A 26,884-nucleotide genomic window follows, 5' to 3' on the forward strand; every position below is an offset into this window, starting at 1 on the left:
GGCATGGCCCGGCCATTCACGTCCCGGAGTCAGAGGCGGACGACCTCGGTCACGCGCACAACCGCCGTGCCTGCCTCGACGGACTGCTCCAGGTCGACCTCGGCCCGGATGCGCCAGTCGTGGTCTCCGGCGGGGTCGTCGATGACCTGCTCGACGCGCCAGAGTCCGTCGCGGGCCGCGGACTCGTCGATCACGCAGAGCGACGGCGAGCGCGCGGCACCCCCGGTGAGGACCTCGTCGTGGTCGTCGTAGTAGCGGTCGAGGACCTCCGGCCAGTCGACCTCGGGGTCGAGGGCTTCGAGCGCTTCGTCGTCCTGCAGCGCGGCGAGCTGTACCCGGCGGAACATATCGTTGCGCACCAGCACCGTGAACGCGCGCCGGTTCGCCAGCACCGACGGCGGCGCGGGCGGAACGACGGGAGCGTCGGGGTCGCCGGTGGGGTGCGCGAGCGACTCCCATTCGTCGACGAGGCTCGAGTCGACCTGGCGCACGAGCTCGCCGAGCCACTCGATGAGGTCCATGAGGTCGTCGGTGCGGGCCTCGGCGGGCACCGTCTGGCGGATCGCCCGGTACGCGTCGCTGAGGTAGCGCAGCACGAGGCCCTCGCTGCGACCCAGTTGGTAGAACGACACGAACTCGCCGAACGACATCGCCCGCTCGAACATGTCGCGCACGACCGACTTCGGCGACAGCTCGAAGTCGCGCACCCACGGCTGGCTCGACGCGAAGGTCTCGAACGCCTGGGCGAGCAGGTCGGCGAGGGGCTTGGGCCAGGTGATCTCCTCGAGCAGCGCCATCCGCTCGTCGTACTCGATGCCATCGCGCTTCATCGCGCCGACCGCCTCGCCGCGCGCCTTGTACTCCTGCTGCGACAGGATCGCGCGCGGGTCGTCGAGCGTCGCCTCGATCACGCTCACGACGTCGAGCGCGTAGTGCCCGGTGCCGGTCTCGGCATCATCGGGCGACAGCAGCTCGATCGCTGCGAGCGCGAACGGCGACAGCGGCTGGTTGAGCGCGAAGTTCGGCTGCAGATCGACGGTGAGCCTGATCGTCGACTCGGCCGGAGAAGCAGAAGACGCGGGGCGCACGACCTCGACGATGCCGGCGGCGACCAGGGTGCGGAAGATCGCGAGGGCCCGGCGGGCGAGGGCATACTGACGGGCGCGAGGCTCGTGGTTGTCGAAGACGAGCGAGCGGACGTTGCCGAACACGTCACCCCCGCGGCCGATGACGTTGAGCAGCATCGCGGCGGACAGCTGCAGCTGTGGCGTGAGGGGCTCGGGCTGCGCCTCGACGAGCCGCTCGAACGACCCCTCGCCCCAGTTGACGACGCCGGTGGGCGCTTTCTTGCGCACGATCTTCTTGCGCTTGGCGGGGTCGTCTCCGGCCTTCGCGAGCGCGACGGCGTTCTCGATCTCCCACTCCGGCGCCATGACCACGACGTTGCCGTGCGGGTCGAACCCGGCGCGACCCGCACGGCCCGCGACCTGGTGGAACTCGCGGGCCGTGAGCTGCCGCATCCGGGTCCCGTCGTACTTCGACAGCGCGGTGATGACGACCGTGCGGATCGGGACGTTGATGCCCACCCCGAGCGTGTCGGTGCCGCAGATGACCTTGAGCAGCCCGCGCTGTGCGAGCGTCTCGACGAGGCGCCGGTAGCGCGGCAGCATTCCGGCGTGGTGCACGCCGATGCCCGCCCGCACGAGGCGCGAGAGGGTCTTGCCGAAGCCGGTCGTGAATCGGAACCCGCCGATCGCCTCGGCGATGGCATCCCGCTGCTCGCGCGTCGTGATCTTCACGCTCGACAGCGCCTGCGCACGCTCGAGCGCCGCGGCCTGCGAGAAATACACGATGTACACCGGGGTCTCGCGCTCCTCGAGCAGCCGCTCGAGCACGTCGTGCACGGGGCGCCGCTCGTACGAGAAGTGCAGCGGCACCGGCCGCTCGACGCCGGTGACAAGAGCGGTCCGCCGGCCCGTACGACGTGAGAGGTCGTCGGCGAGGTCGGTCACGTCGCCGAGCGTGGCCGACATCAGCAGGAACTGCGCGCGCGGCAGCGTGAGCAGCGGCACCTGCCACGCCCAGCCGCGATCGGGGTCGCCGTAGAAGTGGAACTCGTCCATGACGACCTGGCCGACGTCGGCGTCGGCTCCCTCGCGCAGGGCCAGGTTCGCGAGGATCTCGGCCGTGCAGCAGATGATCGGCGCCTCGGGGTTGACCGACGAGTCGCCCGTCACCATGCCGACCCTCTCGGCCCCGAAGATCTCGACGAGCGCGAAGAACTTCTCGCTCACGAGCGCCTTGATCGGAGCCGTGTAGTACGTGCGTCCACCACGGGCGACGGATGTCGCGTGCGCCGCGACCGCGACGAGCGACTTGCCCGTGCCCGTCGGCGTGGCCAGCACCACGTTCGCCCCCGAGACGAGCTCGATGACCGCTTCGTCCTGCGCCGGGTAGAGGGTGAGGCCCCGCCCTTCCGCCCACGTCGTGAACGCGTCGTAGATGGCGTCGTCGGAGGGATCCGGGCCGATGAGGTCGAGCAGCGGCGCGGAGGTCATCCCTCGAGTCTGCCCTACGCCCGCGGAGCGGTGGCCGCCGCGTCGACCTGCGGCCCACGGCCGTTGCGTCGCACGCCGATCACCCGGCCGTGCCGGCATCCTTCGCCTCGAGCACCCGGCCGCACGACTCGTCGACTCGCGCGGCGAACGCCGGATCGGACTGCGCCCGGGCGAGCACCGCGTCGTACATCGCGGGGAGCACCGTCGGATCGGCCGACGCCAGCACGATGTCGACCCCGGCCGACAGCGCCTCGACGGCCCGATCGCCGGGGGCGACGATCTCCGCTGCCGCCGCGGCCGAGAGGTCATCGGTGATCACGACGCCGTCGAAACCGACGCGATCGCGCAGCAGGTCGAGCACCGCCGGAGAGAACGCGGCCGGGTGATCCGGATCGATGTGCTGATACCGCGCCGTGCCGACCATGACGAGCGACGGACCGGATGCCGTGAGCTCGCGGTACACGTCGACATCCGGCGAGTCCGCCGAGACCACGCTGTCGAGCACTTCGGCGGTGTAGTCGGTGTTGGCATCCACCCGGCCGAGCCCGGGGAAGTGCTTGAACGTCGGCAGCACGCCCGATGCGCGCATTCCGTCTGCGAATGCGCCGGCGCCCGCGGCGACGGCCTGCTCGTCGTAGCCGTACTGCCGCCCGAGCGCGCCGATGGGCGGGTTGTTCAAGCGGGTCTCGGCGCTCGTGACGATGTCGGCCACGGGGGCGAGATTGACGTCGATGCCCGCGGCGGCCAGCTGCCCGCCCCAGGCGGTGGCGGCCGTGCGGAGCGCGTCGCGGCCGAGGTCGGCCTGCCGGATGGCGTAGGGGATCTCGTCGAACCCGGGTCCGCTCAGCACCTGCACCTCGCCGCCCTCCTGGTCGGTCGCGACCCAGAGCTTCGGTGATCCGTCGATGGCGAGGTCGCGGAACTGCGCGACGAGGGCCGCCGTGGCCTCGACGCCCGAGCTCGAGCGGCCGTGGAGGAAGAGGCCGCCCACGCCGCGGTCGCGGATCGCGGCTGCGGCATCCGGCGAGACCGTGTCGACCGGCGTGCCCACCATGAGCATCTGACCGACGCACCCTTCGAGCCCGAGGGCCGCGGCGGGGTCGGGGGAGGCTGTGGGAGTCGGGGGTGCCGGAGCCGTCGCGGTCGGGCTCGGGGCGGACGTCGTCGGGTCGGCCGGTGCGGGCTCGGGGGCGCAGCCGACGGCGAGCGCCAGCACCCCGACCAGGGCGGCGGCGAACGCGGAACGGGCGGCGCGCGAGGAGGAGGGAGTGCGGGTCACCCCTCCATGGTCACCCGGTCAACAGCAGCGCGCACCCGGGTTGCGGTCCTGGTCGTCCATGCGCTGGCGCCAGAACTGCCGCTCGGTGAGGGGCGGGGTGTCCGGGTGCGTCCGGCGCTGGTGGGCGAGGTACGTCGCGTACGCGTTGTCACCCATGAGCGAGGTGACGTACCAGTGCAGCGCACGCGCGGCGCGGAGGACGGCCCGACCGGCGCGCGCGCACAACTCCTTCGATCCGGGGCGCGGCGGCGCGGAAACAGCGGTTCGCGGCCCGCGAGGCCCCGATTCTGAGGAGTTGTGCGCGAGCGCCATCGGTCAGTGCCCCCGGCGAGCGGTCTCAGCCCGCTCCTCGGCGAGGAGCGGCTCCCACTCCTTCTCGAGCTCGCGCTCGGGGGCGGTGGGGATGAGTCCGGCGGGCGCGAAGCGGCGAGACGGGACGGCGGGGTCTTCGGTGTCATCTCCCCCGCCGCGCACGATGGCTCGCACCGCGACGATCACGGCCGAGACGATCACGATGATCGCGAGGACGACGAAGATGATCGACAGCGTGCCCTGCACCCCCGTGTTGCGGATGACCGCCTCCACCGTCGCAACCGGCCCCAGGCTCGCGTCTCCCGAGGCGAGGGCATCGCGGTAGCGGAAGTGGTTCGCCCAATAGCCGATCGCCGGCACCGGCGAGAAGATCTTGTACGCCGAGGCCGTGATCGTCACGACCGCGGTGAAGGCCAGCGGGACGGCGATGATCCAGATCCACTTCACGTACGAGCGCCCGCGCTTCGCGACGATCGCGAGCACGACGGCGAGCGCGATAGCGGCCAGCAGCTGGTTGGCGATGCCGAACAGCGGGAAGAAGGTGTTGATGCCGCCGAGCGGGTCGGTGACGCCGAGGATCAGGATGGCACCCCAGCCAGCGACCATGATCGCGGTCGTGATCCAGACACCCGGGCGCCACGAGACGTCGCGGAACTTCGGGATCCAGGCGCCGATCGAGTCCTGCAGCATGAAGCGGGCGACGCGGGTTCCGGCATCCACCGCCGTCAGGATGAACAGCGCCTCGAACATGATCGCGAAGTGGTACCAGAACGACATCATCGCCTGGCCGCCGAGGGCCTGCTGCATGATGTGCGCGAGCCCGAGGGCGAGGGTCGGCGCCCCGCCGGTGCGCGAGACGATCGACTCCTCTCCGACGTCGGCGGCGGTGGAGATGAGCAGGTCGGGCGTGATCTCGACCCCGGCGAGCCCGAGCGAGTTGACGAACGCGACCGCTCCCTCGACGGTGCCGCCGGTCGCAGCCGACGGGGCGTTCATGGCGAAGTAGATGCCCTGGTCGATCGAGATCGCGGCGACGAGCGCCATGATCGCGACGAAGGACTCCATCAGCATGCCGCCGTAGCCGATGAAGCGCGTCTGACGCTCCTTCTCGACGAGCTTCGGCGTCGTCCCCGAGGCGATGAGCGCGTGGAATCCCGAGAGCGCGCCACAGGCGATCGTGACGAACAGGAACGGGAAGAGCGGGCCGGCGAACACCGGACCCAGTCCGTTCTCACCGAAGATGGTGACCGCCGGCACCGAGATCTCGGGGCGGACGAGCACGATCGCCCCGGCGAGCATGACGATGACGCCGATCTTCATGAACGTCGACAGGTAGTCGCGCGGAGCGAGCAACAGCCACACCGGCAGCACCGCGGCGATGAAGCCGTAGATGATGATGCCCCACGCGATGACCGTGCGGTCGAGGTGGAAGATCTCCTGCCCCCAGGCGGTGTCGGCGACCCATCCGCCCGCGATGATCGCGCCCATCAGCAGCACGAACCCGATGATCGACACCTCGGTGACCTTGCCGGGCCGGAGGTAGCGCAGGTAGACGCCCATGAAGAGCGCGATCGGGATCGTCATCGACACCGAGAAGACGCCCCACGGGCTCTCGCCGAGCGCGTTCACCACGACGAGCGCGAGGATCGCGACGATGATCAGCATGATGAGCAGGGATGCCACGATCGCGGCGGTCCCGCCGATGCGCCCGAGCTCCTGACGGGCCATCTGCCCGATCGTCCGGCCGCCCCGGCGCATCGAGAAGAAGAGCACGGTGTAGTCCTGCACGGCGCCCGCGACGACGACCCCGACGATGATCCAGATCGTCCCGGGGAGGAATCCCATCTGCGCCGCGAGCACCGGGCCGACGAGCGGACCGGCGCCGGCGATGGCCGCGAAGTGGTGGCCGTAGAGCACGCGGCGGTCGGTCGGCACGTAGTCCTTGCCGTCCTGCTTGACCTCGGCGGGCGTCGCACGCCGGTCGTCGGGCCGCAGCAGGTAGCGCTCGATCACCTTCGAGTAGAAGCGGTAGCCGATGAGGTACGTGCAGACGGCGGCGAAGACGAACCAGATCGCGTTCACCGTCTCGCCGCGGACGACGGCGAGCATGACCCATGCGAGCCCGCCGAGCAGCGCGATCGCGATCCAGATCACGACCTTGAGCGGTGTCCACCGGGCGGCGGCGCGGTGCTGCTCGTCGGAGACGGCGACCGGCGGCAGTTTCGGATCGGTGACGATGTCGGACGAGGATCGAGGCATCGGTTCTCCTGGGGGAAGGCGCTTCATTGCGTTTTCTCAGCTTAGGCGGACGCACCCCGGCAATCCCGGTATTCGGTCGTAATGGTCTCGACCGGCCTTACCGTGGAGGTGATCGAGAGGAGATCACCATGACCGACGAGACCCCCACCGTGATCCGCAACGACGAGCAGGACCGCTACGACCTCCACGTCGGCGACGTGGCCGCCGGTTTCGCCGCCTTCCGGCGCGACGACGAGGGGCGCCTGGTGTTCGATCACACCGAGGTCGACAAGGCCTTCGGCGGGCGCGGCCTCGGCAAGGCGCTGGCCGCCGATGCGCTCGCCGACGTCGCGCGCCGTGGCGAGACCGTCGTTCCCGAGTGCCCGTTCATCGTGAAGTTCCTTCGTGAGAACGAGGTTCCCGGCCTGAAGATCGAGTGGCGCGACGAGGATGCCGCCGACGCCGCTGCCCCGGCGGAACCGTCGGCGTGACCCGCTTCGACGCCGAGACGGCGCCCGTCGACGAAGACCCTGGGACGGGTTCCCCCGGTCCCCGACGGGCGTTGCTCGAGGCGCGCGAGGTGCCGCTCGGCGGCGTGCGGGCGATGTCGGTGTACCGCTTTCTGCCACAGCGCGATCTGCCGCTCGTCGGCGCCTGGTGCTTTCTCGACCGCTTCGGCCCGCAGCGCACGCGGATGCGGGTTGAGCCGCATCCGCACATCGGACTGCAGACCGTCACCTGGCCACTCGCCGGCGAGGTGCACCACCGTGACACGCTCGGCAGCGATGTCGTCATCGAGCGCGGCGCACTGAACATCATGACCAGCGGTGCCGGCATCGCCCACTCCGAGTATTCAGTCGGCGACGAGCCCGTCCCCCTCGACGCGCTGCAGCTGTGGGTTGCCCTCCCCGAGGAGCGCCGCCACGGCGCCCCCGACTTCGAGCGTCACGTCGACCTGCCCGAGCTCGACCTCGGCGGCGGCGCCAGGGCGACCGTCGTCGTCGGCGAACTCGCCGGACGCGTCTCGCCCGCGACGATGCACACGCCGATCGTTGGCGCCGAGCTGCGGCTGCCCGCCGGCGCGATCGTCGACCTGCCCCTCGAGACCGCGTGGGAGTACGCCGTCGTGCCGGTCTTCGGGTCGGTGCGGGTCGACGGGGCGGAGGATGCCGTCGCGCCCGGCGCTCTGCTGTACCTCGGCGACGGACGCCGCGGCATCCGTCTGACCGCCGGAGACGAGGAGGCGACGGTGTTCCTCCTGGGCGGGGAGCCGTTCGGCGACGAGATCGTCATGTGGTGGAACTTCGTCGGCCGCAGCCACGACGAGATCGAGGTTGCGCGCGAGGAGTGGGAAGCGGCATCCGATCGGTTCGGCCACGTCGTCGGTCACGGCGACGAGCGCATCCCCGCCCCGCCGCTCCCGCACGTGCGGCTGACGCCCCGCCGCCGGCGGCTCTGACTCATCCCCTCATGGATGTGTCGGCTGGTTCAGGTCGCGCGGGTCAGGTATCGCTGTCGGTGGCGTCATAGTGCTCCGATGCCCGGAGGGCTTCATCGGCGAGGGCCCGCTTGCTCGCTTGCCAGAACCAGATGGCGAGGGGAGCAGCGAGCGCCAGGGCCGCTAGGCCGGGGACCCACAGGCCAGCCATCAAGAACTTCGCCGCGACGAGCATGAGGCCGATGGCGAGCATGCTGACGCAGCTGCGAATGATGAGTGCCCCCGCCTTCATGCTCGGACTGTAGCGGTCTCGGTTTTCGCGATGGGCTATCGAAGCGGTTGTCCGCCTTCCACCAGACGCGGCCCGTCAGACGGGTTCGGTGTGCAGGAGCGTCTGCAGCATCGACCTCGCCCTGGCGTGTCGGCTGCGCACCGTGGCGGCGTTCATTCCCAGGTGCCGCGCGGCCTCCACCAGCGTGAATCCATCCCAGTAGACGAGGCGGATGATCTCCTGATCGACCACCTGGAGCTTGGTGAGCGCAGCGCGCACATCGGCGGCATGATCCTGCTCCTCGGTCGGCGCCACCTCCACGAGGTGTCGTGCGAGCTTGTTCGTGAGCGCATGCCGACGCGCATGCGATCGCCAGCCTTGAGAGAGAACGCGGCGAGCGATACCGAACATCCACATCCGCGCCTCGACGGCATCGGAGGGAACCGACCGCGCCTTGCGCCACACAACGACGAGGGTTTCACCCAACAGGTCTGCGGCATCTTCGCGATCGGGCACACGCCGGACGAAGTAGTCGAGGAGTGCACCGGCGTGATCCTTCACGAGCTGGGCGACGCGCTGGTCGTTCGTCGGGGCGGGCTCAGATGCGCCCGTCAATGCAGCTGTCCCGTGCAGTCGGTGTCGGTGCCGACACCACCGTCGCCGGGCAGGATGTGAACGTCGGCCCCGGCGAAGATCACATCCTGAGCCGCCCCGAAGAACGGCGCGAAGTCACCGGCCGCGTCGCGCTCCAAAGCCCTCTACGCGAACGACCGCGTCGCCGTCTGCGGCGAGTGGGCGGTGGCGGGGAGTAACGGCACCTACTACGCCTGGACTCCGGCCAAGGAGGCCGAGTAGCCCTGATCGACGGGACGGATGCCGGTTGCATCACGACACGCTCCGACGACACCACGCGCTGGATCGAGCACTTCCACCTGCCCGCGTCCGTACAGGGGCAGGGCATCGGAAGCGCTGTCCTGCAGTCGGCGATCATCGAACCGCACGACGGACCGACGCGCCCGAACGTCCTGCAGGGCAGCGCCGCACGGCGCTTGTACCAGCGGCATGGCTTCGCCCTGGACAGCGAGGACGACGTCGACGTATGGCTGACCCTGCGCTGAGGCCTGATGCTGAACCCCAGTATCGTCGCCGTGTGCAGCGATTCGTCCGATTCCAGAGCGCGGTTCCCAACCGAAACGGACACTTCCCCGGCGTCTTCGCCCTAGCAAACGGCCTGGCGCACGACGGCATGCTCCAACCCGAGGACGAAGCCTGGTGGCGGGCGGCAAATGATCGCGCCAACAGCCTCTACGACGAACCGGCTGAGGCCTATGGCCCGGATGCGCCTCCCGGCGGGCGCTCGTGGTTCAAAACGGAAGCGCACGACATTCTCGCCCTGACGGCGGGATACCTCGACCTGCTCGACCGCTACGACGTTCCCTGGCATGAGGTCAGGACTACTTATCCGGGAACGATCCTCTACGAGGACCCCGTGCAGGTGGTCGCTCTCCCCTTCACGCACGCGGAGAATTGGCCGTTCACCAGACAGAGCTCGTGACGACTCTCGGTCATCGGGCGCTGGTCGTTGCTGAGGGCACGGCGTACTTGAACCCGACGTGCGAGTCGGCGAAGCCGAGCCTGCGGTAGAAACGGTGCGCGTCGACGCGCGCGGCATCCGATGTCAGCTGCACGAGGGCGGCGCCGAGCTCGACCGCCGCGGCATCCATCACCCACCGCATGAGCGCCGTGCCGATGCCGGATGAGCGTTCGGCGCTCGCGACGCGCACGGCCTCGACGAGGAGACGGGTGCTCCCCCGCCGCGCCATCCCGGGGATCAGGGTCAGTTGCATGGTCGCCGTGACTCGACCGGCCTCGTCGACGGCGACCAGCAGCTCGTTCGCGGGGTTCGCGACGATCCGCTCCAGAGCATTTGCGTACGCACCGCGGTCCTCGTCGCGGGCGGCGTCACCACGCCCCGCGCTGATCGGGTCATCCGACAGCAACCGCACGATCGCATCGAGATCATCGGGCGTCGCGCGACGGATGACGACATCTGCCGAGCGGGAGCGGACGGATGCCGGGAGGTTCAGGCCTTCGATCACGGCACTCATTCTCGCCCCCGCTACCGGGTGGTCCCGGCAGAATTGCGTCGTGCGCCGCGTTGAGCTGACCTCGATCGAAGGCGTGCGCTGGGTCCCGGATGCCGAGACAGGCTCAGGTGTTCTGACCATCGCCGGCTCCAGCGGTCGTATCGACGACGCTCGCGCGCATGTCTTCGCCCGTCACGGCGTGCTCGCCGAGTCCGTGCGGTGGTTCGGCGGCGCCGGACAGCACCCGGCTCTCTGGGAGATCCCGCTTGAGACCTTCCTCCGGCGGATCGAGAATCTCCGAAGGGATTGCGATCGCGTATGGATGGTGGGCAGCTCGTTCGGCTCCGAGGCGGCTCTCCTCTGCGGCGCACTGTGCCCTCAGATATCCGGCGTGGTCGCGTTCGCGCCCTCGGATGTCGTGTGGGCCGGCAACGATGGCGGTCGCGAGACATCGCATTGGAGTCTGGGCGGCGAACCCGTGCCGTTCGTTCCCATCGACCGGCAAGCCCGCGAGGTCGCGACTGCGTCGCGGTTTCGTCCGATCTACGAGCGCTCCCGACGGACATTCGCGGACCGGGTCGAAGCAGCGACGATACCCGTCGAACGCATTGCGGAGGTCATACTCGTCGCCGGAGCCGACGATCGTGTCTGGCCGTCGATCGCGAGCACTGAGCGAGTAAGCCAGCGTCGCACACGCCATGGCCGTGAAACCACAGTCGTAACATCGCACGACGCCGGTCATCGTTCAATTCTTCCCGGCGAGCCGGCGATTACAGTCGGCGTAGCTATGGATCGTGGCGGGACCGAATCGGCCGATAGGGAGCTGGGCGCTCGGGCCTGGGAGGTTATCTCAATGGCTCTCGAGCTGACCGCTCGCTCCGCGGACACTCCATCAAACTGAACCGAGCTTCTCGAACGGCCCGCCCCGGAGCGTCGCGCTCAGCGCCGCGTGAGGTTGCCGTCGGCCCACTCGCCGAGCTGACTCAGGATCGGCACCAGGCGCGACCCGGCATCCGTCAGTGCGTAGGTGACCGCGACCGGCGGTCCCGCCTCGACCCGCCGGACGACCAGCCCGACGTCGGAGAGCTCGGTGAGCCGGTCGGAGAGAACCGCATCGCTGATGCCGGCGACGGCCCGACGCAGACCGACGAACGAGAGCTCGCCCTGTCCGAGCACGTCGACGATCATGCCGTTCCACCGCTTGCCGAGCACCGAGAACGCGTGCGACACCGCGGCGTCGCACTGTCGCGCGTCGTGGGGCTCGGTCATGCCTCCATCGTACGTGTGCTAGCGTTCCCGAAGCCGCTTTGTTTTTCATAGTTCCTCTGATCGGAGAAGCGCATGACTCTCTTCCGTCTGGATGCCAGCATCCTGCCCGCCACCTCGGCCAGCCGTGAGCTGGGCGACCTCGTCGAGGCCGAGTGGCTCGCCGCCCACCCCTCGAGTGATGTCGTGCGCCGCGACATCGCCGCCGACCCGGTTCCGGCGACCGCTTGGCGGGATGCCGTGACCGCCGGGTTCACGCCCGCCGAGCAGCAGACCGCTGGTCAGCGCGACGCAGTCGCCCTGCGCGAGCAGCTGGCCGACGAGCTGATCGCAGCCGACGCCCTGCTCTTCACCGTGCCGCTCTACAACTACGGCGTCTCACAGCACGTGAAGACGTGGTTCGACCTGGCGTACACCGACCCGCGGATCGACCCCCAGGGAACGGCGTTGCGCGGCAAGCCCGCAACGCTCGTCACGGTGCTGGGCGGCAACTACGAGCCCGGCAGCCCCAAAGAGGGCTGGGACCACTCCACCGGGTGGCTTCGGCGCGTCTTCGAGGACGTCTGGGGGCTCGACCTCACGGTCGTCCACCGCCCCTTCACGCTCGTCGGCGTGAACCCCGCACTCGATGCCTTCACCGAGGCTGCAGCCGAGCTTCGCGCGACGGCCGAGCGGGATGCCGTCACGGCCGGCCGCACGCTCGCGGCATCCCGCACCGCCTGAAACATGACGACGGGGCGCCCGGACCGAAGTCCGCGCGCCCCGCGCGTCCGCGCCGCAGCGCGTCAGCCGGTCATCACCACAGCACGAGGAAGCCGCTGAGTCCCAGCGATCCCTCGACCGTGTCACTGCCGTTGTAGGTGGCGACGGCGACCTTCAGCCCGCGCGACTGCCGGGGCAGTTCGACACGCGCCGTGCCGTCGACGACATCCGCGCTGTACCGGGTCGAGTTCACCCAGATGTCGACGGTGCCCGTCGCGGGGGCGCCGCCGGTCGGCGTCACCTTCACCGAGACCACGTAGGGCTGCGAGGCCGTTCCGACGTAACGGTTGAGCGAAACGCTCGCCGCCGAGGCGAACTTGACGAACACCTCTCTCGAGACCGCGGTTCCGACCTGGGGGTTGCCCTCCGCCGTCGCGGTGACCCGCACCGACAGGGCGGTGCCCACATCGGCGCGCGTCACTTTGTACGACGCCGAGGTAGCACCCTCGATGGGCTCACCACCGCGAAGCCACTGGTACGCGACGCTGACCTCGGCGGGATCCCACTCACCGGCGGTCGCCTTCAGCGTGCCGCCGACCTTCGCCGAACCCGACACCTCGGGAGCGACGACCGCGACCGGCGCACCCTGGCCCGACTCGACCTCGACGATCGTCCGGATCGAGGAGTCGCCGTAGCGAACGACGCCGAGGTACGACGTCTCGGGCTCGAGGCCCGCCCACGACAGGGTGTAGGTCGCCTTCTCGCCCTGCACCGTCGGCAGCGGATCGGGGGTGGCGGTGAACTCGCCGCCCGATGCCCCCGCTGCGACGACCGCAGTAGTGAGGTCGTAGGTGAAGGGCTCGCTGAACGAGTACCGGTTGACCTTGACCAGGTAGGTGCCCGCGGTGGGCGCGGTGAGCGAGACGGCCTCGTTGGCGGATGCCGTCGCCGACGACCACTGCTCGTAGTAGCGCAGGTCGTCGGGGCTGACCACGCGGTACACGGTCATGTCGAGGTCGGTCGTCTCGGTCGCTTCGGTCTCGACGGCGAAGCGCGCGTACTCCGTGCCCTCCGGGACGTCGACGATCTCGTACGTGTTGAAGCCGGCCTCACCCTCGTCGTAGAACGAGTCCTGGTCACCGGAGTGTCCGGGCACCTCCGGGAAGTCCGGGTTCACGCGCAGCTCCTGCGGCACGAGGCCCGAGAGACCGAGATCGATCTCACCCGTCAGCGACGGTGCCACCGTGACGTCGACCGAGCCGGTGGTGCCGGTGCCCGACACGGACTCCGGAGCATCGACCGGCACCGGGAACACTGCGATCGGCGAACGCACGTCGTTCGCCCCGCCCGTCCAGGTGAGGAAGCCGGTGGCCCACTCGCCCATCGGAGCGTCGACGCGCGACAGGGTGATCTCGACCGTCGCCGACTCGCCCGCCCCGAGCGTCACGGACGACGGCGAGACCTGCACGTCGACACCGGGAACGGATGCCTGCGCCTCGTACGTCCCGGCCTCGGTCGCCGTGATCGTGCGGGTCACCGTCTGCGGCGCGCCGAGCGCACCGACGCCGATGGACGGCAGGTTGAGGTCGCTCGGATCGATGGGGTCGACGCCGAAGTCGCGCAGCCCCAGACCCTGCAGGTACGCGGCCCAGTCGGCCGGACCGTTCAGGTAGAGGAGCCCCGGCTCGAAGTACTTCGTCGGGTCGGTGTGGCCGGCGCCCTGCGTGAACGGGTCGGTGACGGCGTCGCCGGCGGCATCCACGGTGTCGTACGCGGTCGTCATCATCGCCGACTTCACCTCGGCGGGCGTCGCCTGCGGGTGCTCGCCGAGGTACAGCGCGGCGAGCCCGGCGACGTGGGGCGACGACATCGAGGTGCCCGAGAGGATGCCGAAGGTCGGGTCCTCGTCGATGCCGTTCTCGGTGGCCGCGAGGATCGCGACACCGGGAGCGGTGATGTCGGGCTTGATGACGTCGCTGCCATCGGCGAGCATCGGTCCGCGGCTCGAGAAGCCCGCGACCTGCGGGACCGGGGTCTCGGTGCCCGTGACGTTCTCGCCGATGAGGGTGACGACGCGGTCGGTGCCGCCCTGGACGTACTCGAGCACGGCCGGCCGGGCGGTGTCGGAGACGTGCACCGTGGGAACCGAGTGGAAGTCGTTGTCGAGCGAGGCGGGCGTGACGTTGGTCAGGATCATGCCGATGCCGCCGGCCTCTTCGACCGCCTGAGACTTCTCGACACGAGCGTTCGATCCGCGGTCGCAGACGACGATCTTGCCGGTGACCTTGGCCGGATCGAGCGAGCCGAGCAGGCAGAGCTCGGGCGTCGCAGCACCGGCCAGGCCGGCGTCGCCCGCGAAGACCGACGGGCCCGAGATCGTGTCGCCGAATCCGACCGACACCGACGCGCCGGGGAACTGCGCGGCAGACGTGTCGCCCTCCTCGCCGAGCCGGACGGTGCCCTCCCAGGTCGGGATCGTGGATGCCGCGACCGTGGCGTACCACGGCGACGCGTGGTCGGCCGTAACCGGGTCGGGGCCGGAGTTGCCGGCGCTCGTCGCGACGAAGACACCGGCCGCAGCCGCGTTGAAGAACGAGATGTCTTCCGGCGCGAGCACGGTCGTGGCCGAGCCGCCGCCGATCGAGTAGTTGATGACGTCGACGCCGTCGGCGACGGCCTGGTCGATCGCGGCCAGCAGGTCGCTCAGCGCGCAGATGTCGTCAGTCGTGACGAGCGGGTCGGGCCCGACGTAGCAGGCCTTGTACGACGCGACCTTGGCAGCCGGTGCGACGCCGGAGATCGAGCCGAAGTCGACTCCCTCGACGGACGCCTCGACGCCGTTATTGCCCGCCGCCGTGCTCGCGGTGTGCGAGCCGTGGCCGTCGCCGTCGCGGGGCGACAGGTGGTCGTCTGCGAACGAGAACCCGTTCGCCGCGGCGCCGTCGCTGAAGTAGTGGGCTGCAATGAGCTTGGTGTTCAGGAGCGACGGGTCCCAGGCATCCTTCGTGCCGGCGCCCTGATCGACGACCGTGCTGCGGAACTCGCCGCCGTCGGCCTTCGTGAACACGACCTCGTCGCCGTCGCGGTAGGGCTGGTCGCCCGCCGAGGCGCCGAGCGCGTCGCCGGCGAACGCGGGGTTCTCGGGCGCGATGCCGGTGTCGACGACGCCGACGACGACGCCTTCGCCCGCCGCATCGATGCCGCCGACCTTCTCCCAGACACCACCGGCGCCCTCGAGCCCGAGGAACTCGGTCGAGGGCACGGCGTCGACGTGACGGATCTCGTCGGGGAAGACGCCGAGCACGCCCTTCTTGGCGGCGAGCTTGCCCGCCTGGTCGGCGCTCAGCTGGGCCGCGAACCCGTTGAGGGTGGTCTGGTAGGTCGCGTCGGGAGTCGCGCCGACCTCGCTCGCGACCTCTTCTTGACGCTGCTCGAGGAAGCCGGAGTAGTCGGTGACGGCGCGGGACTGGGCGTCGAGACGCTCGCCCTCGTCGGGCTTGGTCGGCGCGAGGCCGGCCTCGCCGCCCTCGTAGGTCGCGACAGGAGCCTCATCGAGCAGGACGATGTAGCGCCCGCTCTCGCTCTCGATCGGAACCGGGATGTTCACCCCCTCTCCCGTTGCAGCAAAGGATGCCGTTGCGGCAGAGCTCGTGAACAGTGCAGCCAGGGATACAGCCGCGACTGTTCGCAGGGTGGTGCGAACCATGTGCGCTCCAGTGGGGGGATGGATGAGCAGTCCGCGCGGCGTCGGCGGCGCGCGGTGAAGTCAACCTAGCTCACAGTTCCGACACAAGGAACCCTCGGCTTTCATTCAGGTCACGGAAGCGCCACCCCGACCGAGGCATTTCTCACGGCCCACGAGGGAACCGCCCTGCGCGCGTCCCATAGGCTGGGCGGGTGGCCCCGGCATCCCGCCTTTCGACGCGCGTTCTGCTCGTCTGCGCTGCCATCGGCGTCGCCACAGGTCTGCTCGGCGGCATCGAGGGATGGCTCGCCGTCCCCGTCATCACGGGTCTGCCGATCGTCTACGGCTTCCTCCTCGGCATCCACGTGCTGCCCGGAATCGTCGCGCAGGAGACCCTGCGGCTGCCCTGGGTCGCGCTCATCACGCACCTGATCGCGGCGCTCGCATCGTCGGCCGTCGCGCCGCCGTACACGTTCCAGTTCCTGGGGACCGCCGTGCTTTTCGGAGGCCTGCAGGAGGGCGTCGCCGCTCTCGTCCGCTATCGCTCGTGGGCGCCCTGGCGGTTCTTCGTCTCGGGTCTCGTGATCGGCGTCGTCGTTGCCCTCGCGGTGTTCTTCGCCGCTCACCTCAGCGCCCTCCCGCTGTGGGCTCAGGTCACCTACCTCGCCCTGGCCGTACTCGGGCCCGTCGCCTGGACGGCCATCGGCCTGTGGATCGGCGTCGGCCTGCGCCGCGCCGGCGTCGCCCGTCGCTGAACACCCCCGCCGGCCTTTCCGGGCCAAGTTAGGGTCGGCTAAGCTAAGCGCATCCGATCCGATCCGAGGACGCCCGTGACATCCGCCGCATCCGGTGCCGCCACGGCGGGAACGCCGGTCGCCGCGACCGCATCCGCGCCGTTGCTCGCCGTGCGCGATCTCACGGTGACCTACGAGGGATCGGATGCCGCAGCTACCCGCGGCGCCGCGTTCTCCGTCACTCCCGGTGAGGTCGTGCTGCTCCTCGGGCCGAGCGGTTCGGGCAAGTCGACGGTCGCACTGACGCTCAACGGGCTGATCCCGCAGTCGATCCCGGCGACGACCGAGGGCACGGTGCTCGTGTCGGGCGAGGATGCCGCGGCCACCCCGATCCCCCGGCTCACCACGCGCGTCGGCATGGTCTTCCAGGACCCCGACGCGCAGCTGGTCACCGGCACCCTGCTCGACGAGGTGGCCTTCGGCCCCGAGAACCTGCGGCTGCCCGTCGACGATGTCCTCGCGCGGAGCGAGCGGGCGCTGCGCCGGATGGGGCTCTGGGACCGGCGGCACGAGAACCCCGACCGCCTCTCGGGCGGCGGACGCCAGCGCCTCGCGATCGCGTGCGCGCTCGCGATGGAGTCGCCCCTGCTCGTGCTCGACGAGCCCACCGCGAACCTCGACCCCGAGGGCATCGAAGACGTCTACGCCGCCCTGGGCGAGATCGCTGCCGCGGGCGACCGGGCGATCCTGCTCGTCGAGCACAATCTCGACGCGGCGATCGGCTTCACCGACCGTGTCGTCGTGCTCGACCATGGCGGTCGCACCATCGCCGACGGTCCGATCGACGCGGTGCTGCGCGAACGGGCGGCCGAGCTGCACGCGATCGGCGTGTGGCTGCCGGTGTCGACCATCGCGGCGCTGCGGCTGCGCGAAGCGGGCTATCCGCTCGACCCACTCCCCCTGACGCCGGACGAGCTGCGCGCGGGGCTCGAGGCCGCGGCATCCGGTAGCGAGAATCGGAGAATCGCGGCATCGTCGGGGGCAACCTCCGATTCGGTCCGAGTTTCGCGCGATTCTCCGGCGCAGGCGCAGGCGCACGCGCCGACGCCGGCGGTCTCGGTGCGCGATCTGACGCTGCGTCGAGGTCGGACGACAGTGCTCCACGACGTGGACCTCGAGGTCGCGACCGGCGAGTTCGTCGCGATCGTCGGCGCGAACGGCGCGGGCAAGACGAGCCTCATCCAGGCGATCGCCGGCGTCGTCCGCGGTCCGCGCGGGCGCATCGACGTGGGCGGGCTCGACCCGAGTCGGGCGGACCCTCGTGCGGTCGCCGAGCGCGTCGGGTTCGTCTTCCAGAACCCCGAGCACCAGTTCGTCGCACCCACGGTCTTCGACGAGCTCGCCCACGGCCTGCGCCGCCAGCGGACGCCCGAGGACGAGGTGCGTGAGCGCGTCGACGGGATGCTGCGCCGCTTCGGCCTCGAGGCGCACGCCGACCGGCATCCGTTCCTGCTCTCCGGCGGTCAGAAGCGCCGACTGTCGGTCGGCACGGCCCTCATCGCCGGCGCACCCGTGCTCGCCCTCGACGAGCCGACGTTCGGCCAGGACCGCGCCCGCGCCGACGAGCTGCTGCACGTGCTGCGCGACCTCAACCGCGACGGCACGACGATCCTCGTCGTCACCCACGACATGCAGCTGGTGAGCGAGTACGCCCAGCGCTGCGTCGTCGTCGGAGATGGCCGCATCGTCGCCGACGGAGCGACCGCCGACATCCTCGGCGACGACGAGCTGCTGCGCTCCGCCGCCCTGCGGATGCCGCCGCTGCGCCGCGCCCTGCACGGGCTCGACGGGTACCCCGAGCTGTCGGGCATCGCCCGCCTCCGCGATCTGCCGGGGAGCGATCGATGAGCGCGACGGCGAGCATCGCGCTCGATCCCTACGCGGCCGCGCCGCCCTCCCGTCGGCTGCTGTTCCGGCTCAACCCGCTGGCGAAGCTCGCGGCCCCCGTCCCCGCGATGGTCGCTCTCATCTTCACGCGCGATCTCGTCACGCCGCTCGCTCTGCTCGCACTCGCGTACGGCGTGCTCATCGTCGGAGCGCGTTGGACGCTGCGTACCGTTCTCCTGCTCGCGGTCGCCGTGCCGATCGGCATCCTGATGGTGGGAGCCGGGATGTCGCTGTGGGTCGATGCGGCGCGGGTGGCCGACACCCCGGTGCTGCTTCAGCTCGGCGCCTGGAGTCTGCACGCGGGGGCGTTGGAGACCGGGATGGCGACCGGGTTGCGGCTCGGCGCGATCGCCGCGCTGGCGTTCATCGCGGGGCTCACCACAACGGGGCCGGACCTCGTGCGGGCGACCGTCCAGCAGCTGCGCGTCCCCTACCGCGTCGGCTACACGGCGCTCGCCGCGTTCCGGTTCGTGCCGCGGTTCGGCTACGAGCTCGACCTCATCCGACAGGCCCACCGCGTACGCGGCGCCCATGGCGGGCGGGGACCGTTCTCGGCGATCGCACGGTGGGGCGGTTACGTCGTTCCGCTGCTGGCCGGCGCCATCCGCCATGCCGAGCGGGTCGCGCTCGCGATGGACGCGCGCGCCTTCGGGGCCCATCGCGACCGCACCGAGCGGCACCTGGTGCCGTTCCGGCGGCGCGATGTCGCCTTCGTCGCGCTCTTCTGGCTCGTGTCGGCCGCGATCCTCATCGCCCTCTTCCCCTGGACCCCCTGATGCCGACCGCACCCCGTCGAGCCTGGAAAGGATGCTGCGCATGACCCGCAACATCGTGAAGCCCATGACGCCCGGTCTGGTGCGTCTGGAGGTGCTGCGTGCAGAGCGCCTCGCCCCGCACTGGATGCGGGTCACCTTGGGGCGCGGCGACATCGACCGGTTCGTACCGCTGGGCTACGACCAGTGGTTCCGCCTTTTCCTGCCGCTCGGCGGCGATGAGGCCCTCGACCGCATCCCGGCCAAGGCCAACAAGCTGTTCGGCTACCTGAAGTACCTCCGCATCCCCGAGGGCGAACGGCCGGTCATGCGCAACTACTCGGTGCGGGCGTACCGGCCGGCGGGGCCGGCGGGCGGTGCCGAGATCGACGTCGACTTCGTGCTGCACGGCTCGGGGCCGACCGCCGGACCCGCCTCCCGCTGGGCGTCGCAGGCCCACGAGGGAGAGAGCGTCGTCATCATCGACGAGGGGCTGCGCTTCAACCCCGAGCGAGGCATCGATCATGTGCTCCTCGTCGCCGACGAGACGGGGGCACCGGCCGTCGCCTCCATCTGCGCTTCGCTGCCGGCAACGGCATCCGGAACCGCGTTCATCGAGGCCCCGTCGAGCGACGACGTGCTCGAGATCGATGCACCTCCGGGGGTCGAGGTCCGGTGGCTCGTCCGGGCGCCCGACGCGAAGCCGGGGTCAGCCGCCCTCGCAGCGCTGAGCGGATTGGCACCGGGCGCATTGCCCGCGCAGCCCCTCCACGCGTTCGTCGTCGGCGAGCAGTCGCTGCCGACCACCGCCCGGCGTATGCTCGTCGCCGACCACGGCATCCCGAAGGAACAGATCAGCTTCGTCGGGTACTGGCGCGAGGGCGCGAGCTCGCCGACCCCCAAGCCCCAAGCGGCATCCGAGCACGCACCAGATGATGAACGCCGAGCCACGACGGAGCGGGAGATGCGAGCATGACCGCGGCACCCCGATCGCGCGCCGCGCGTGTCTCGACGGCATACCTGTTGACGTGCGCCGCGATCGGCGTCGCGGCGACCGCGTTGCTCGCGCCTGCGTGGGTCGCGTCGACGACCCTGTTCCTCACGGTGCCGTTCGCGACGGTGGCGATCGCCGGGCTGTGGGTTCTGCCCGCGGTCATCGCCCTCAGGCTGCTGCAACGCCCGGGAGCGGGGCTGCTCGTGGGGCTGATCTCAGGACTCGTGCTTGCGCCGTTCTTCACGATCGGATCGGTCGCGACGATGCTCTACTGGTCGTTCTTCCCCGAACTGCCGTTCCTCGCGACGCTCTACCGGCGCTGGAACACCTGGATGCACTATGCAGGCGCCGCGGTCATCGGCGCGACGTATCCCGTGTTCGCAGCGCAGTCGTTCGATCTGTGGAGCATGACCGCGCCCGTGCTGATCGGGTTCGTCGCCCTTTGCATCGCCAGCTGCGTCGGAGCGACGTGGCTCGGCATCCTGATCGGCGATCGCCTGCGTGCCGCGGGCGTCGCGACCCTCGCCCGCCGCCGCACGCCCGCCTGACCCCCCTCTCCCCCCTCTCCGTCGACTCGCCAGAGGATGCGGATGCGGGGGGGTGCGGCATCCGCAGAACCTGGCGAGTCGACGGGCGGGCGCGGGCGCCGGGCGGGGTCAGTCGGCGTAGGTCGGGGCGGGCGGCATCCCGAAGAAGTCTTCGAGAGTGCGGTAGCCGCCCTCGGCGTAGAGCGCGGCGAGGTCAGGGCCGATGTACCGCAGGTGCCAGGGCTCGTACTCGTACCCGGTCGTCTCGGTGAAGCCGTCGGGGTAGCGGATGATGAACCCGAAGCGATGCGCGTTGGCGGCGACCCAGTCCGACTGCGCCGTGCCGCCGAACTCTTCGATCGCCCCGCACCCTCCATCGCATGCGACCACATCGACGGCGAGGCCCGTCTGATGCTCGCTGTGCCCGGGGCGGGCGCTCGTGAGGTCGGCGCTGCTCTGGCCGAGCTGACCGACGTAGTTGCGGTACGTCGACACCTGGAAGTCGTACGAGCGGAACCCGCTGTTCACTCCGATCGTGCCCGCGCCCTCAGCCTGCGCGGCGGCCGCGAGCTGCGAGAGGGCCGCCGCGACGTCCGCACGCATGTGCCCCCCGCTGGTTCGCTCGACGCCCTCGGCGCGCGCCTGCGGCTCGGGCCAGTAGTCGATCGGATCGAGCGCGTTCAGCTTGTTCACGACGACCCACGTGCGGCCGGCCGTGTGCAGATCGATGCACGGGGCCGCACCGCCCGCGATCGCGGCCCGGAAAGGCTCGGCTCCCCCGGCCGCGGCGATGACGTCGGCGTCAGAGCCCGACGCGAGCGCCTGCTGGAATCCGGGATCACCGCAGATGTCGCCCGCGGCCGCGGCATCCGTCGTCGCGTCGTCGGCCGGCTGGGCGGCGGCAGCATCGCCGGACTGCGCGGGCGCAGGAATGGACGAGGCGTTGGGCGCGCCCGCCGCGGCGTCACCGACGAGCGCGGCGACGGGGTCGACGGGAGCCTCATCCGGTCCGCTGAGTGCCGACGTGAAGCCGGCGGTACCGGCGACGACGAGGCCGACGAGCGCGAGTGCAGCCGTGGCCGCGACGGCGCGACGGCGGACGTAGACGGATGCCGGCAGACGCACGGATGCCGACAGGGCGGCGGCATCCGGTGATCGGCCCTCCGCCGACGAAGCCGAGGCGACCTCGCCACCAGCACCGCTCGCCGCGGAACCGGAAGCGCCGGCCCGCTCACGCAGCTCGCGCCGCGAGGGGAGAGGGCGCGCCTCCGCCGATCGCTCGCGTCGCGAGCGACGCGTCTCGGGCTCGGTCGGGTGCACCACGACCCCATTCTGCCCTGCGGGTCCGGTTGAGTTCCCGTTCGCAGCGCGGTTCACCCGCGACCCGGGCTGGTCCCCTCGCCGAACACGGCATCGGGTCCGGCGGGCGATGCCCCCGGGCTCACGCTGCCCGCGCGCCCTTCCGCAGCCGCCGGAGCGAGCAACTCTCGCGCGATCACCTTCACGGAGGGGAACGCGTCGAGCTCGTCGATCTCGATGCTCGAGAACCAGCCCGCGTCGTGGACCTCTCCGGCCGCGGGCGACAGGGCGCCGCGCTCCGAAGTGTGCAACACGAAGGCCATGTCCATATGGATGTGCGCGGGTTCGCCGGGGCGCTCGGGGATGAGCTGATAGCTCATGCTGATCGGGAGGTCGAGCTGAGCTTCGGTGCGACCGTCCGCGGCGAGGTCGACGCCCGCGTGCGGGCGCAGCACGGCTGCCACGCCGGTCTCCTCGAACACTTCTCTCACGACCGCCGCCTGGGGCGTCTCATCCTCGTCGACATGACCGCCCGGTGGAAGCCACTTCGCGAGCTTCTTGTGATGGATGAGGAGGATTCGGTCCTCTGCGGGATTGAGCACGTAGCCGCTGACGGTGAACTGTTTGGCGTACGACGCGGTTCGATCGATGATCGTCATCGTGCGGCACCGTTCACACCGGCACCGACAGCGCGGCGGATTTCATCCATTCGGACGAGCCGGGGGCGCACCCTCGTCGTCGGCGGGCGGGTGCGATCCGGCTGGCAGAAACCGACCACGTCGGCTACCCCGGCGTATCTCACCCTCTCCCCAGCTGACGTCAATGTCACAGCGCGCTCCCCCATCCGCTCGCAGCGTCCTCGATCCCCGGTGAAACGATCTGCCTGTCACCTCACCGGCACCCGAGCATACGAGGGTTCGCGCTTTTATGTTTGACAACACTTCGAATTTCTGTTCGAATCTTCTCATGCGATGGCAGGGGCAGCAGATGGGCGTGGCGGATGCCGCTGCGCTGCCCGGCCTCGAGACACTCAACGGCCTCGTGCGCTCGGTGACGACGCCCGAGTTCGCAGGAGTTACCTTCCACGAGGTCATGTCGCGCTCGGCGCTCAACCGGGTCCCGGGCCCATCGGCGATGCCCTTCGACTGGACGGTCAATCCCTATCGGGGATGCACGCACGCCTGCGTCTACTGCTTTGCCCGCGGCACGCACGAGTACCTCGACATGGACGCGGGAGCCGACTTCGACTCGCAGATCGTCGTCAAGCTGAACGTCGCCGACGTACTGCGCCGCGAGCTCTCGAAACCGACCTGGGCGCGCGAGCAGGTGGCTCTCGGCACGAACACCGACCCCTACCAGCGTGCGGAGGGCCGCTATCGGCTGATGCCCGGCATCATCACGGCGCTGGTCGACAGCGGCACGCCGTTCTCGATGCTGACGAAAGGCACCCTGCTGCGCCGTGACCTACCGCTGCTGGCCGAGGCGGCACGTTCGGTGCCCATCGACCTCGCGATGTCGATCGCGGTACTCGACGAGCCGCTGCGGCAGCTGCTCGAACCCGGCGCGCCGACATTCGCCGCTCGCCTCGACACGGTGCGAGCGGCAAGCGCCGCGGGGTTCCGGGTGACGGTGTTCCTGATGCCGATCGTGCCGCACCTCACCGATTCGACCGAGGTGCTCGACGATGCCCTGAGCCGGATCGCGGATGCCGGCGCCGCCCGCGTCGTCTACGGCGCGATGCACCTGCGACCGGGCGTCAAACCCTGGTTCCAGCAGTGGCTCGCGCGCGAACGCCCCGACCTCGTGCCGATGTACCGCGGTCTGTACCCCGGGGCCTCGGTGCAGGCACCGCAGGGCTACCGGCGCATGCTCGCGGCGCGCGTTCGACCTCTGCTCGCGCGGCATCGCCTTCGGGGAGGGCTCGAAGAGGAAGAGGCCCAGCCCGCCACGCGACGATTCCGCCCCGGACCGGTGGTCACGACTTCGCGCGGCCGCGCCGCTGCAGCGGCATCCGTTCCCACGCTCTTCTGACGCAAGCAGCACAGTGGCCCGAGTTTCGCGGCCCGGGGCGCTGCGAACCGGAGCCGGGAGTGCGAGCCGGGACACTCTCGCGCGCTGCCGGGGTATGGTCCCGAGATCAGGCTCAACGCGCGGCCGGCTCCCACCGCTCAGCCTCTCAGGGCCCTCAGCCCGCGCACGGCACGGCGAACCGCGAGCGCCCCGCCAACGGAAGCGCCCCGCCGAACGCCACGACCGTCGGGTCGCAGCGTGCGGCGGGGCGTCAGAGCGGCGTCGGCTCAGGCGTCGACGTTCGCGAGCTGTCGACCCGAGACCTCCTCGAGGATGTCGTCGCCGGGGCGGACATCGTCGAAGGGGGCGTCGATCTCGGCACGCTCGAGCATCTCGGTCATGCGACGGCGACGCTGACGCGTGATGAGAGTGACGACCGCGCCCGAGCGACCGGCGCGGCCGGTGCGCCCTGCGCGGTGCAGGTAGGTCTTGTACTCGTCGGGAGCGTCGGCCTGGATGACCAGGTCGATGTCGTCGACGTGGATGCCGCGGGCTGCGACATCCGTCGCGACCAGCACCCGCACCTTGCCGTCGGTCAGGCGCTGCAGGTTGCGCGTGCGCTTGCCCTGGTTGAGGTCGCCGTGGAGCGCGACCGCGGCGATCCCGGCATCCTCGAACTGCTCGGCGAGCATCTCGGTGTAGGCACGGGTACGCGCGAAGACGAGCGTCTTGCCGTCGCGGTCGACGAGGGAGTTGAGGATCTCGGCCTTGTCACGGTGGTCGAGGACGAGCACACGGTGATCGATCGTCGAGGTGTCCTGGCTCTCGCCCGCGACCTCGTAGACGGCCGGCTCGACGAGGAACTCGTCGACCAGAGCGGCGACCTCGCGGTCGAGCGTCGCCGAGAACAGCAGCTTCTGCGCGCCGTCCTGCACGAGGCGGAGGATGCGCTGCATGGGCTCGAGGAACCCGAGCTCGCTCATGTGGTCGGCCTCGTCGAGCACGACGATCCCCACCTCGGAGAGGTCGAGCTTTCCCTGGTTCTGCAGGTCTTCGATGCGGCCGGGGGTGCCGATGATGATGTCGACGCCCTTCTTGAGCGCACCGACCTGACGCGCCTGCGGCACTCCGCCGTAGATCTGCGTCGTGAAGAGCCCGACGCTGCGCGCGATCGCCTGGACGGTGCGGTCGATCTGCAGCGCGAGCTCGCGCGTCGGAGCGAGGATCAGCGCCTTGGGTGAACGCCCGAACTCGCGACCCTTGCCGGCCTGGCTGCGCAGGATCGACTCGACGAGCGGAGCGCCGAACGCGATGGTCTTGCCCGAGCCGGTGCGGCCGCGGGCGAGGACGTCCTTGCCCTCGAGGATCGGCGGAATGGTGGCCGCCTGGATCGGGAACGGGGATGCCGCACCCAGGGCGTCGAGCTGACGGACGATGTTGTCACCGAGGCCGAGGTCGGCGAACGACGACTGGGCGACGGATGCCGCATCCACGGCCTCCGCCTGCAGGCGCTCGTGGACGGTGTCGACGTGGTCCTGGTGGGCCTTCGACTTCGTCTCGGCGTTCCAGTCCGAACGGTTCGGACGGTCGGCGAAGTCACGGCGCGGGCGGTCATCGAACGAACGCGCCGGGCGGTCATCGCGACGCGGACGGTCCGAGAAGTCGCGACGCGGACGGTCATCGCGGTTCGGACGGTCATCGCGGTTCGGACGGTCGCCGAAATCACGACGAGGGCGGTCATCGAACGAACGCGCCGGGCGGTCATCGCGACGCGGACGGTCCGAGAAGTCGCGACGCGGACGGTCATCGCGGTTCGGGCGGTCGCCGAAGTCACGACGAGGCCGGTCATCGAACGAACGCGCCGGACGGTCGTCACGACGCGGACGGTCCGAGAAGTCACGACGCGGACGGTCGTCACGGTTCGGGCGGTCGCCGAAGTCACGACGGGGACGGTCATCGAACGAACGCGCGGGGCGGTCGTCGCGGCGGGGCCGGTCGCCGAAGTCCCGACGCGGCCGGTCATCGAACGAACGCGCCGGACGGTCATCCCGACGCGGACGGTCGTCACGGTTCGGGCGGTCGCCGAAGTCACGACGCGGACGGTCGTCACGGTTCGGACGGTCACCGAAGTCACGACGCGGACGGTCGTCACGGAAGGAGGGACGCGCATCACCGAAGGTGCGGCGATCGTCGCGGGGCTGCGCTTCGTAGGGGCGCCGGCCGCCGGCATCCGATCGGCGGTCGTTCCCGTACCCGCGCTGCTCGCGCTGACCGCGGTCGTCGCGTCCGCCGCGGTCGTCGCGTCCGCCGCGGTCGTCGCGGGCCTGCGAGCGGATGCCGCGCGCTTCGTCACGACCCGCACGGTCCTGCGAGGACCAGCGGTTCTTGCGACCGGTGTCTTCGCTCTCGGCACGGTAGCCGCGGTGACCGGGGCTCTTGCTGCCGGGGGTTCCGGCCGAGGACTGGCCGGGGCGACGCTTCGCGTCCTGGTACGACGTCTTCTTGCCGTAGCGGGGCTCGAAGTTCTGCGCGCGGCCGCCGGCCGGCTTCTTGTTCTTGGGCATGGGTGTGTCCTTCTGGGTTCTCTGCACGAGAACAGCGCCCGCGCGCACGCGGGCAAACCCGGACATCCGTCGGCCGGGGGCCATTCACATGATGGTCATGCGCGCCGATCGGCGCTCACCATCGGCCCCATGGACTCACAAAACCTGTCGCGATCACGCGCTGCCCAGAGCCGACCCGCCCACGATACGGCATCCGCCTGAGAAATCGCCCGCCGCGGCGC

Annotated in this window: 25 protein-coding genes; 12 read left to right on the forward strand and 13 right to left on the reverse strand. The window is 70.4% G+C overall.

Going from position 1 to position 26,884, the window contains the following annotated elements:
• Nucleotides 1-29: 29 nt before the first annotated feature.
• The 4 genes from ABIC53_RS11515 to ABIC53_RS11530 all read right to left on the reverse strand — a co-directional run bounded on the left by ABIC53_RS11515 (nucleotide 30) and on the right by ABIC53_RS11530 (nucleotide 6,408).
• The gene (locus ABIC53_RS11515) at nucleotides 30-2,558 is read right to left on the reverse strand and encodes a DEAD/DEAH box helicase (RefSeq protein WP_354451546.1); all 2,529 of its coding nucleotides are present in this window, start codon (nucleotides 2,556-2,558) and stop codon (nucleotides 30-32) included.
• Nucleotides 2,559-2,637: 79 nt separating this feature from the next.
• Nucleotides 2,638-3,837 (reverse strand): glycoside hydrolase family 3 N-terminal domain-containing protein, encoded by a 1,200-nt coding sequence (locus ABIC53_RS11520; protein ID WP_323987046.1) that lies wholly within the window; start codon nucleotides 3,835-3,837, stop codon nucleotides 2,638-2,640.
• 18 nt (nucleotides 3,838-3,855) lie between these two features.
• Nucleotides 3,856-4,062: a YbdD/YjiX family protein gene (locus tag ABIC53_RS11525; protein WP_274178151.1), complete on the reverse strand. Its 207-nt coding sequence runs from the start codon at nucleotides 4,060-4,062 to the stop codon at nucleotides 3,856-3,858.
• Between the two features lie 90 nt (nucleotides 4,063-4,152).
• Complete coding sequence (locus ABIC53_RS11530; protein ID WP_354451549.1) at nucleotides 4,153-6,408, reverse strand: carbon starvation CstA family protein; 2,256 nt, start codon at nucleotides 6,406-6,408, stop codon at nucleotides 4,153-4,155.
• A gap of 128 nt (nucleotides 6,409-6,536) precedes the next feature.
• Between ABIC53_RS11530 and ABIC53_RS11535 the strand changes: the two genes are divergently transcribed.
• Together ABIC53_RS11535 and ABIC53_RS11540 are read left to right on the forward strand one after the other, a co-directional pair.
• On the forward strand, nucleotides 6,537-6,878 hold the full coding sequence (locus ABIC53_RS11535; RefSeq protein ID WP_112615867.1) for a GNAT family N-acetyltransferase: 342 nt from the start codon (nucleotides 6,537-6,539) through the stop codon (nucleotides 6,876-6,878).
• Entirely contained in the window at nucleotides 6,875-7,846 is a 972-nt protein-coding gene (locus ABIC53_RS11540) for a pirin family protein (RefSeq protein WP_354451551.1), read from the forward strand. Before ABIC53_RS11535 ends, ABIC53_RS11540 begins: the two co-directional genes overlap by 4 nt.
• Nucleotides 7,847-7,889: 43 nt before the next feature.
• Here the strand turns inward: ABIC53_RS11540 and ABIC53_RS11545 are convergent, their stop codons facing one another.
• The 3 genes from ABIC53_RS11545 to ABIC53_RS11555 all read right to left on the reverse strand — a co-directional run bounded on the left by ABIC53_RS11545 (nucleotide 7,890) and on the right by ABIC53_RS11555 (nucleotide 8,848).
• Nucleotides 7,890-8,117 (reverse strand): hypothetical protein, encoded by a 228-nt coding sequence (locus ABIC53_RS11545; protein WP_354451553.1) that lies wholly within the window; start codon nucleotides 8,115-8,117, stop codon nucleotides 7,890-7,892.
• A gap of 75 nt (nucleotides 8,118-8,192) precedes the next feature.
• A complete protein-coding gene (locus ABIC53_RS11550; RefSeq protein ID WP_274178147.1) occupies nucleotides 8,193-8,711 on the reverse strand; it encodes an RNA polymerase sigma factor in 519 nt (172 codons plus the stop codon).
• A complete protein-coding gene (locus ABIC53_RS11555; protein WP_274178146.1) occupies nucleotides 8,708-8,848 on the reverse strand; it encodes a hypothetical protein in 141 nt (46 codons plus the stop codon). The genes ABIC53_RS11550 and ABIC53_RS11555 overlap by 4 nt, the downstream gene beginning before the upstream one ends.
• A gap of 75 nt (nucleotides 8,849-8,923) precedes the next feature.
• Between ABIC53_RS11555 and ABIC53_RS11560 the strand changes: the two genes are divergently transcribed.
• The gene (locus ABIC53_RS11560; protein ID WP_274178534.1) at nucleotides 8,924-9,214 is read left to right on the forward strand and encodes a GNAT family N-acetyltransferase; all 291 of its coding nucleotides are present in this window, start codon (nucleotides 8,924-8,926) and stop codon (nucleotides 9,212-9,214) included.
• A 32-nt stretch (nucleotides 9,215-9,246) separates the two neighbouring features.
• Nucleotides 9,247-9,651 (forward strand): hypothetical protein, encoded by a 405-nt coding sequence (locus ABIC53_RS11565; RefSeq protein WP_274178145.1) that lies wholly within the window; start codon nucleotides 9,247-9,249, stop codon nucleotides 9,649-9,651.
• Nucleotides 9,652-9,661: 10 nt separating this feature from the next.
• Here ABIC53_RS11565 and ABIC53_RS11570 read toward each other — a convergent pair whose 3' ends face one another.
• Nucleotides 9,662-10,195, reverse strand: a complete 534-nt coding sequence (locus ABIC53_RS11570) for a GNAT family N-acetyltransferase (protein WP_274178144.1) — start codon at nucleotides 10,193-10,195, stop codon at nucleotides 9,662-9,664.
• Between the two features lie 49 nt (nucleotides 10,196-10,244).
• On the opposite strand from ABIC53_RS11570, the gene ABIC53_RS11575 reads away from it, so the two are divergent.
• The gene (locus ABIC53_RS11575) at nucleotides 10,245-11,084 is read left to right on the forward strand and encodes an acyl-CoA thioester hydrolase/BAAT C-terminal domain-containing protein (RefSeq protein ID WP_354451556.1); all 840 of its coding nucleotides are present in this window, start codon (nucleotides 10,245-10,247) and stop codon (nucleotides 11,082-11,084) included.
• A gap of 38 nt (nucleotides 11,085-11,122) precedes the next feature.
• On the opposite strand, the gene ABIC53_RS11580 is transcribed toward ABIC53_RS11575, so the two are convergent.
• Nucleotides 11,123-11,452 carry a winged helix-turn-helix transcriptional regulator gene (locus ABIC53_RS11580; protein WP_114588955.1) on the reverse strand — a complete coding sequence of 110 codons (330 nt, stop codon included), beginning with the start codon at nucleotides 11,450-11,452 and terminating at the stop codon, nucleotides 11,123-11,125.
• Between the two features lie 72 nt (nucleotides 11,453-11,524).
• On the opposite strand from ABIC53_RS11580, the gene ABIC53_RS11585 reads away from it, so the two are divergent.
• Nucleotides 11,525-12,172 carry an FMN-dependent NADH-azoreductase gene (locus ABIC53_RS11585; protein ID WP_274178142.1) on the forward strand — a complete coding sequence of 216 codons (648 nt, stop codon included), beginning with the start codon at nucleotides 11,525-11,527 and terminating at the stop codon, nucleotides 12,170-12,172.
• Nucleotides 12,173-12,245: 73 nt separating this feature from the next.
• On the opposite strand, the gene ABIC53_RS11590 is transcribed toward ABIC53_RS11585, so the two are convergent.
• The gene (locus ABIC53_RS11590) at nucleotides 12,246-15,857 is read right to left on the reverse strand and encodes a S8 family serine peptidase (protein ID WP_354451559.1); all 3,612 of its coding nucleotides are present in this window, start codon (nucleotides 15,855-15,857) and stop codon (nucleotides 12,246-12,248) included.
• A 191-nt stretch (nucleotides 15,858-16,048) separates the two neighbouring features.
• Between ABIC53_RS11590 and ABIC53_RS11595 the strand changes: the two genes are divergently transcribed.
• The 5 genes from ABIC53_RS11595 to ABIC53_RS11615 all read left to right on the forward strand — a co-directional run bounded on the left by ABIC53_RS11595 (nucleotide 16,049) and on the right by ABIC53_RS11615 (nucleotide 20,811).
• A complete protein-coding gene (locus ABIC53_RS11595) occupies nucleotides 16,049-16,591 on the forward strand; it encodes an ECF transporter S component (protein WP_274178140.1) in 543 nt (180 codons plus the stop codon).
• Between the two features lie 75 nt (nucleotides 16,592-16,666).
• Nucleotides 16,667-18,478: an ABC transporter ATP-binding protein gene (locus ABIC53_RS11600; protein ID WP_354451561.1), complete on the forward strand. Its 1,812-nt coding sequence runs from the start codon at nucleotides 16,667-16,669 to the stop codon at nucleotides 18,476-18,478.
• On the forward strand, nucleotides 18,475-19,293 hold the full coding sequence (locus ABIC53_RS11605) for an energy-coupling factor transporter transmembrane component T (protein WP_274178138.1): 819 nt from the start codon (nucleotides 18,475-18,477) through the stop codon (nucleotides 19,291-19,293). Before ABIC53_RS11600 ends, ABIC53_RS11605 begins: the two co-directional genes overlap by 4 nt.
• A 40-nt stretch (nucleotides 19,294-19,333) precedes the next feature.
• Nucleotides 19,334-20,245, forward strand: coding sequence for a siderophore-interacting protein (locus tag ABIC53_RS11610; protein ID WP_274178137.1), 912 nt, complete (start codon nucleotides 19,334-19,336; stop codon nucleotides 20,243-20,245).
• Complete coding sequence (locus ABIC53_RS11615; protein ID WP_354451564.1) at nucleotides 20,242-20,811, forward strand: ECF transporter S component; 570 nt, start codon at nucleotides 20,242-20,244, stop codon at nucleotides 20,809-20,811. The genes ABIC53_RS11610 and ABIC53_RS11615 overlap by 4 nt, the downstream gene beginning before the upstream one ends.
• Before the next feature lie 108 nt (nucleotides 20,812-20,919).
• On the opposite strand, the gene ABIC53_RS11620 is transcribed toward ABIC53_RS11615, so the two are convergent.
• Both ABIC53_RS11620 and ABIC53_RS11625 read right to left on the reverse strand, forming a co-directional pair.
• Nucleotides 20,920-22,113, reverse strand: coding sequence for a M15 family metallopeptidase (locus ABIC53_RS11620; RefSeq protein WP_354451566.1), 1,194 nt, complete (start codon nucleotides 22,111-22,113; stop codon nucleotides 20,920-20,922).
• Between the two features lie 50 nt (nucleotides 22,114-22,163).
• Nucleotides 22,164-22,748, reverse strand: coding sequence for an NUDIX hydrolase (locus ABIC53_RS11625; RefSeq protein ID WP_274178133.1), 585 nt, complete (start codon nucleotides 22,746-22,748; stop codon nucleotides 22,164-22,166).
• Between the two features lie 307 nt (nucleotides 22,749-23,055).
• On the opposite strand from ABIC53_RS11625, the gene ABIC53_RS11630 reads away from it, so the two are divergent.
• On the forward strand, nucleotides 23,056-24,120 hold the full coding sequence (locus ABIC53_RS11630) for an Rv2578c family radical SAM protein (protein ID WP_354451568.1): 1,065 nt from the start codon (nucleotides 23,056-23,058) through the stop codon (nucleotides 24,118-24,120).
• A gap of 266 nt (nucleotides 24,121-24,386) precedes the next feature.
• Here the strand turns inward: ABIC53_RS11630 and ABIC53_RS11635 are convergent, their stop codons facing one another.
• Nucleotides 24,387-26,663, reverse strand: a complete 2,277-nt coding sequence (locus tag ABIC53_RS11635; RefSeq protein WP_354451570.1) for a DEAD/DEAH box helicase — start codon at nucleotides 26,661-26,663, stop codon at nucleotides 24,387-24,389.
• Nucleotides 26,664-26,884: the final 221 nt, after the last annotated feature.

It is taken from the genome of Microbacterium sp. 1262, assembly GCF_040544895.1.
Taxonomy (GTDB): domain Bacteria; phylum Actinomycetota; class Actinomycetes; order Actinomycetales; family Microbacteriaceae; genus Microbacterium; species Microbacterium plantarum.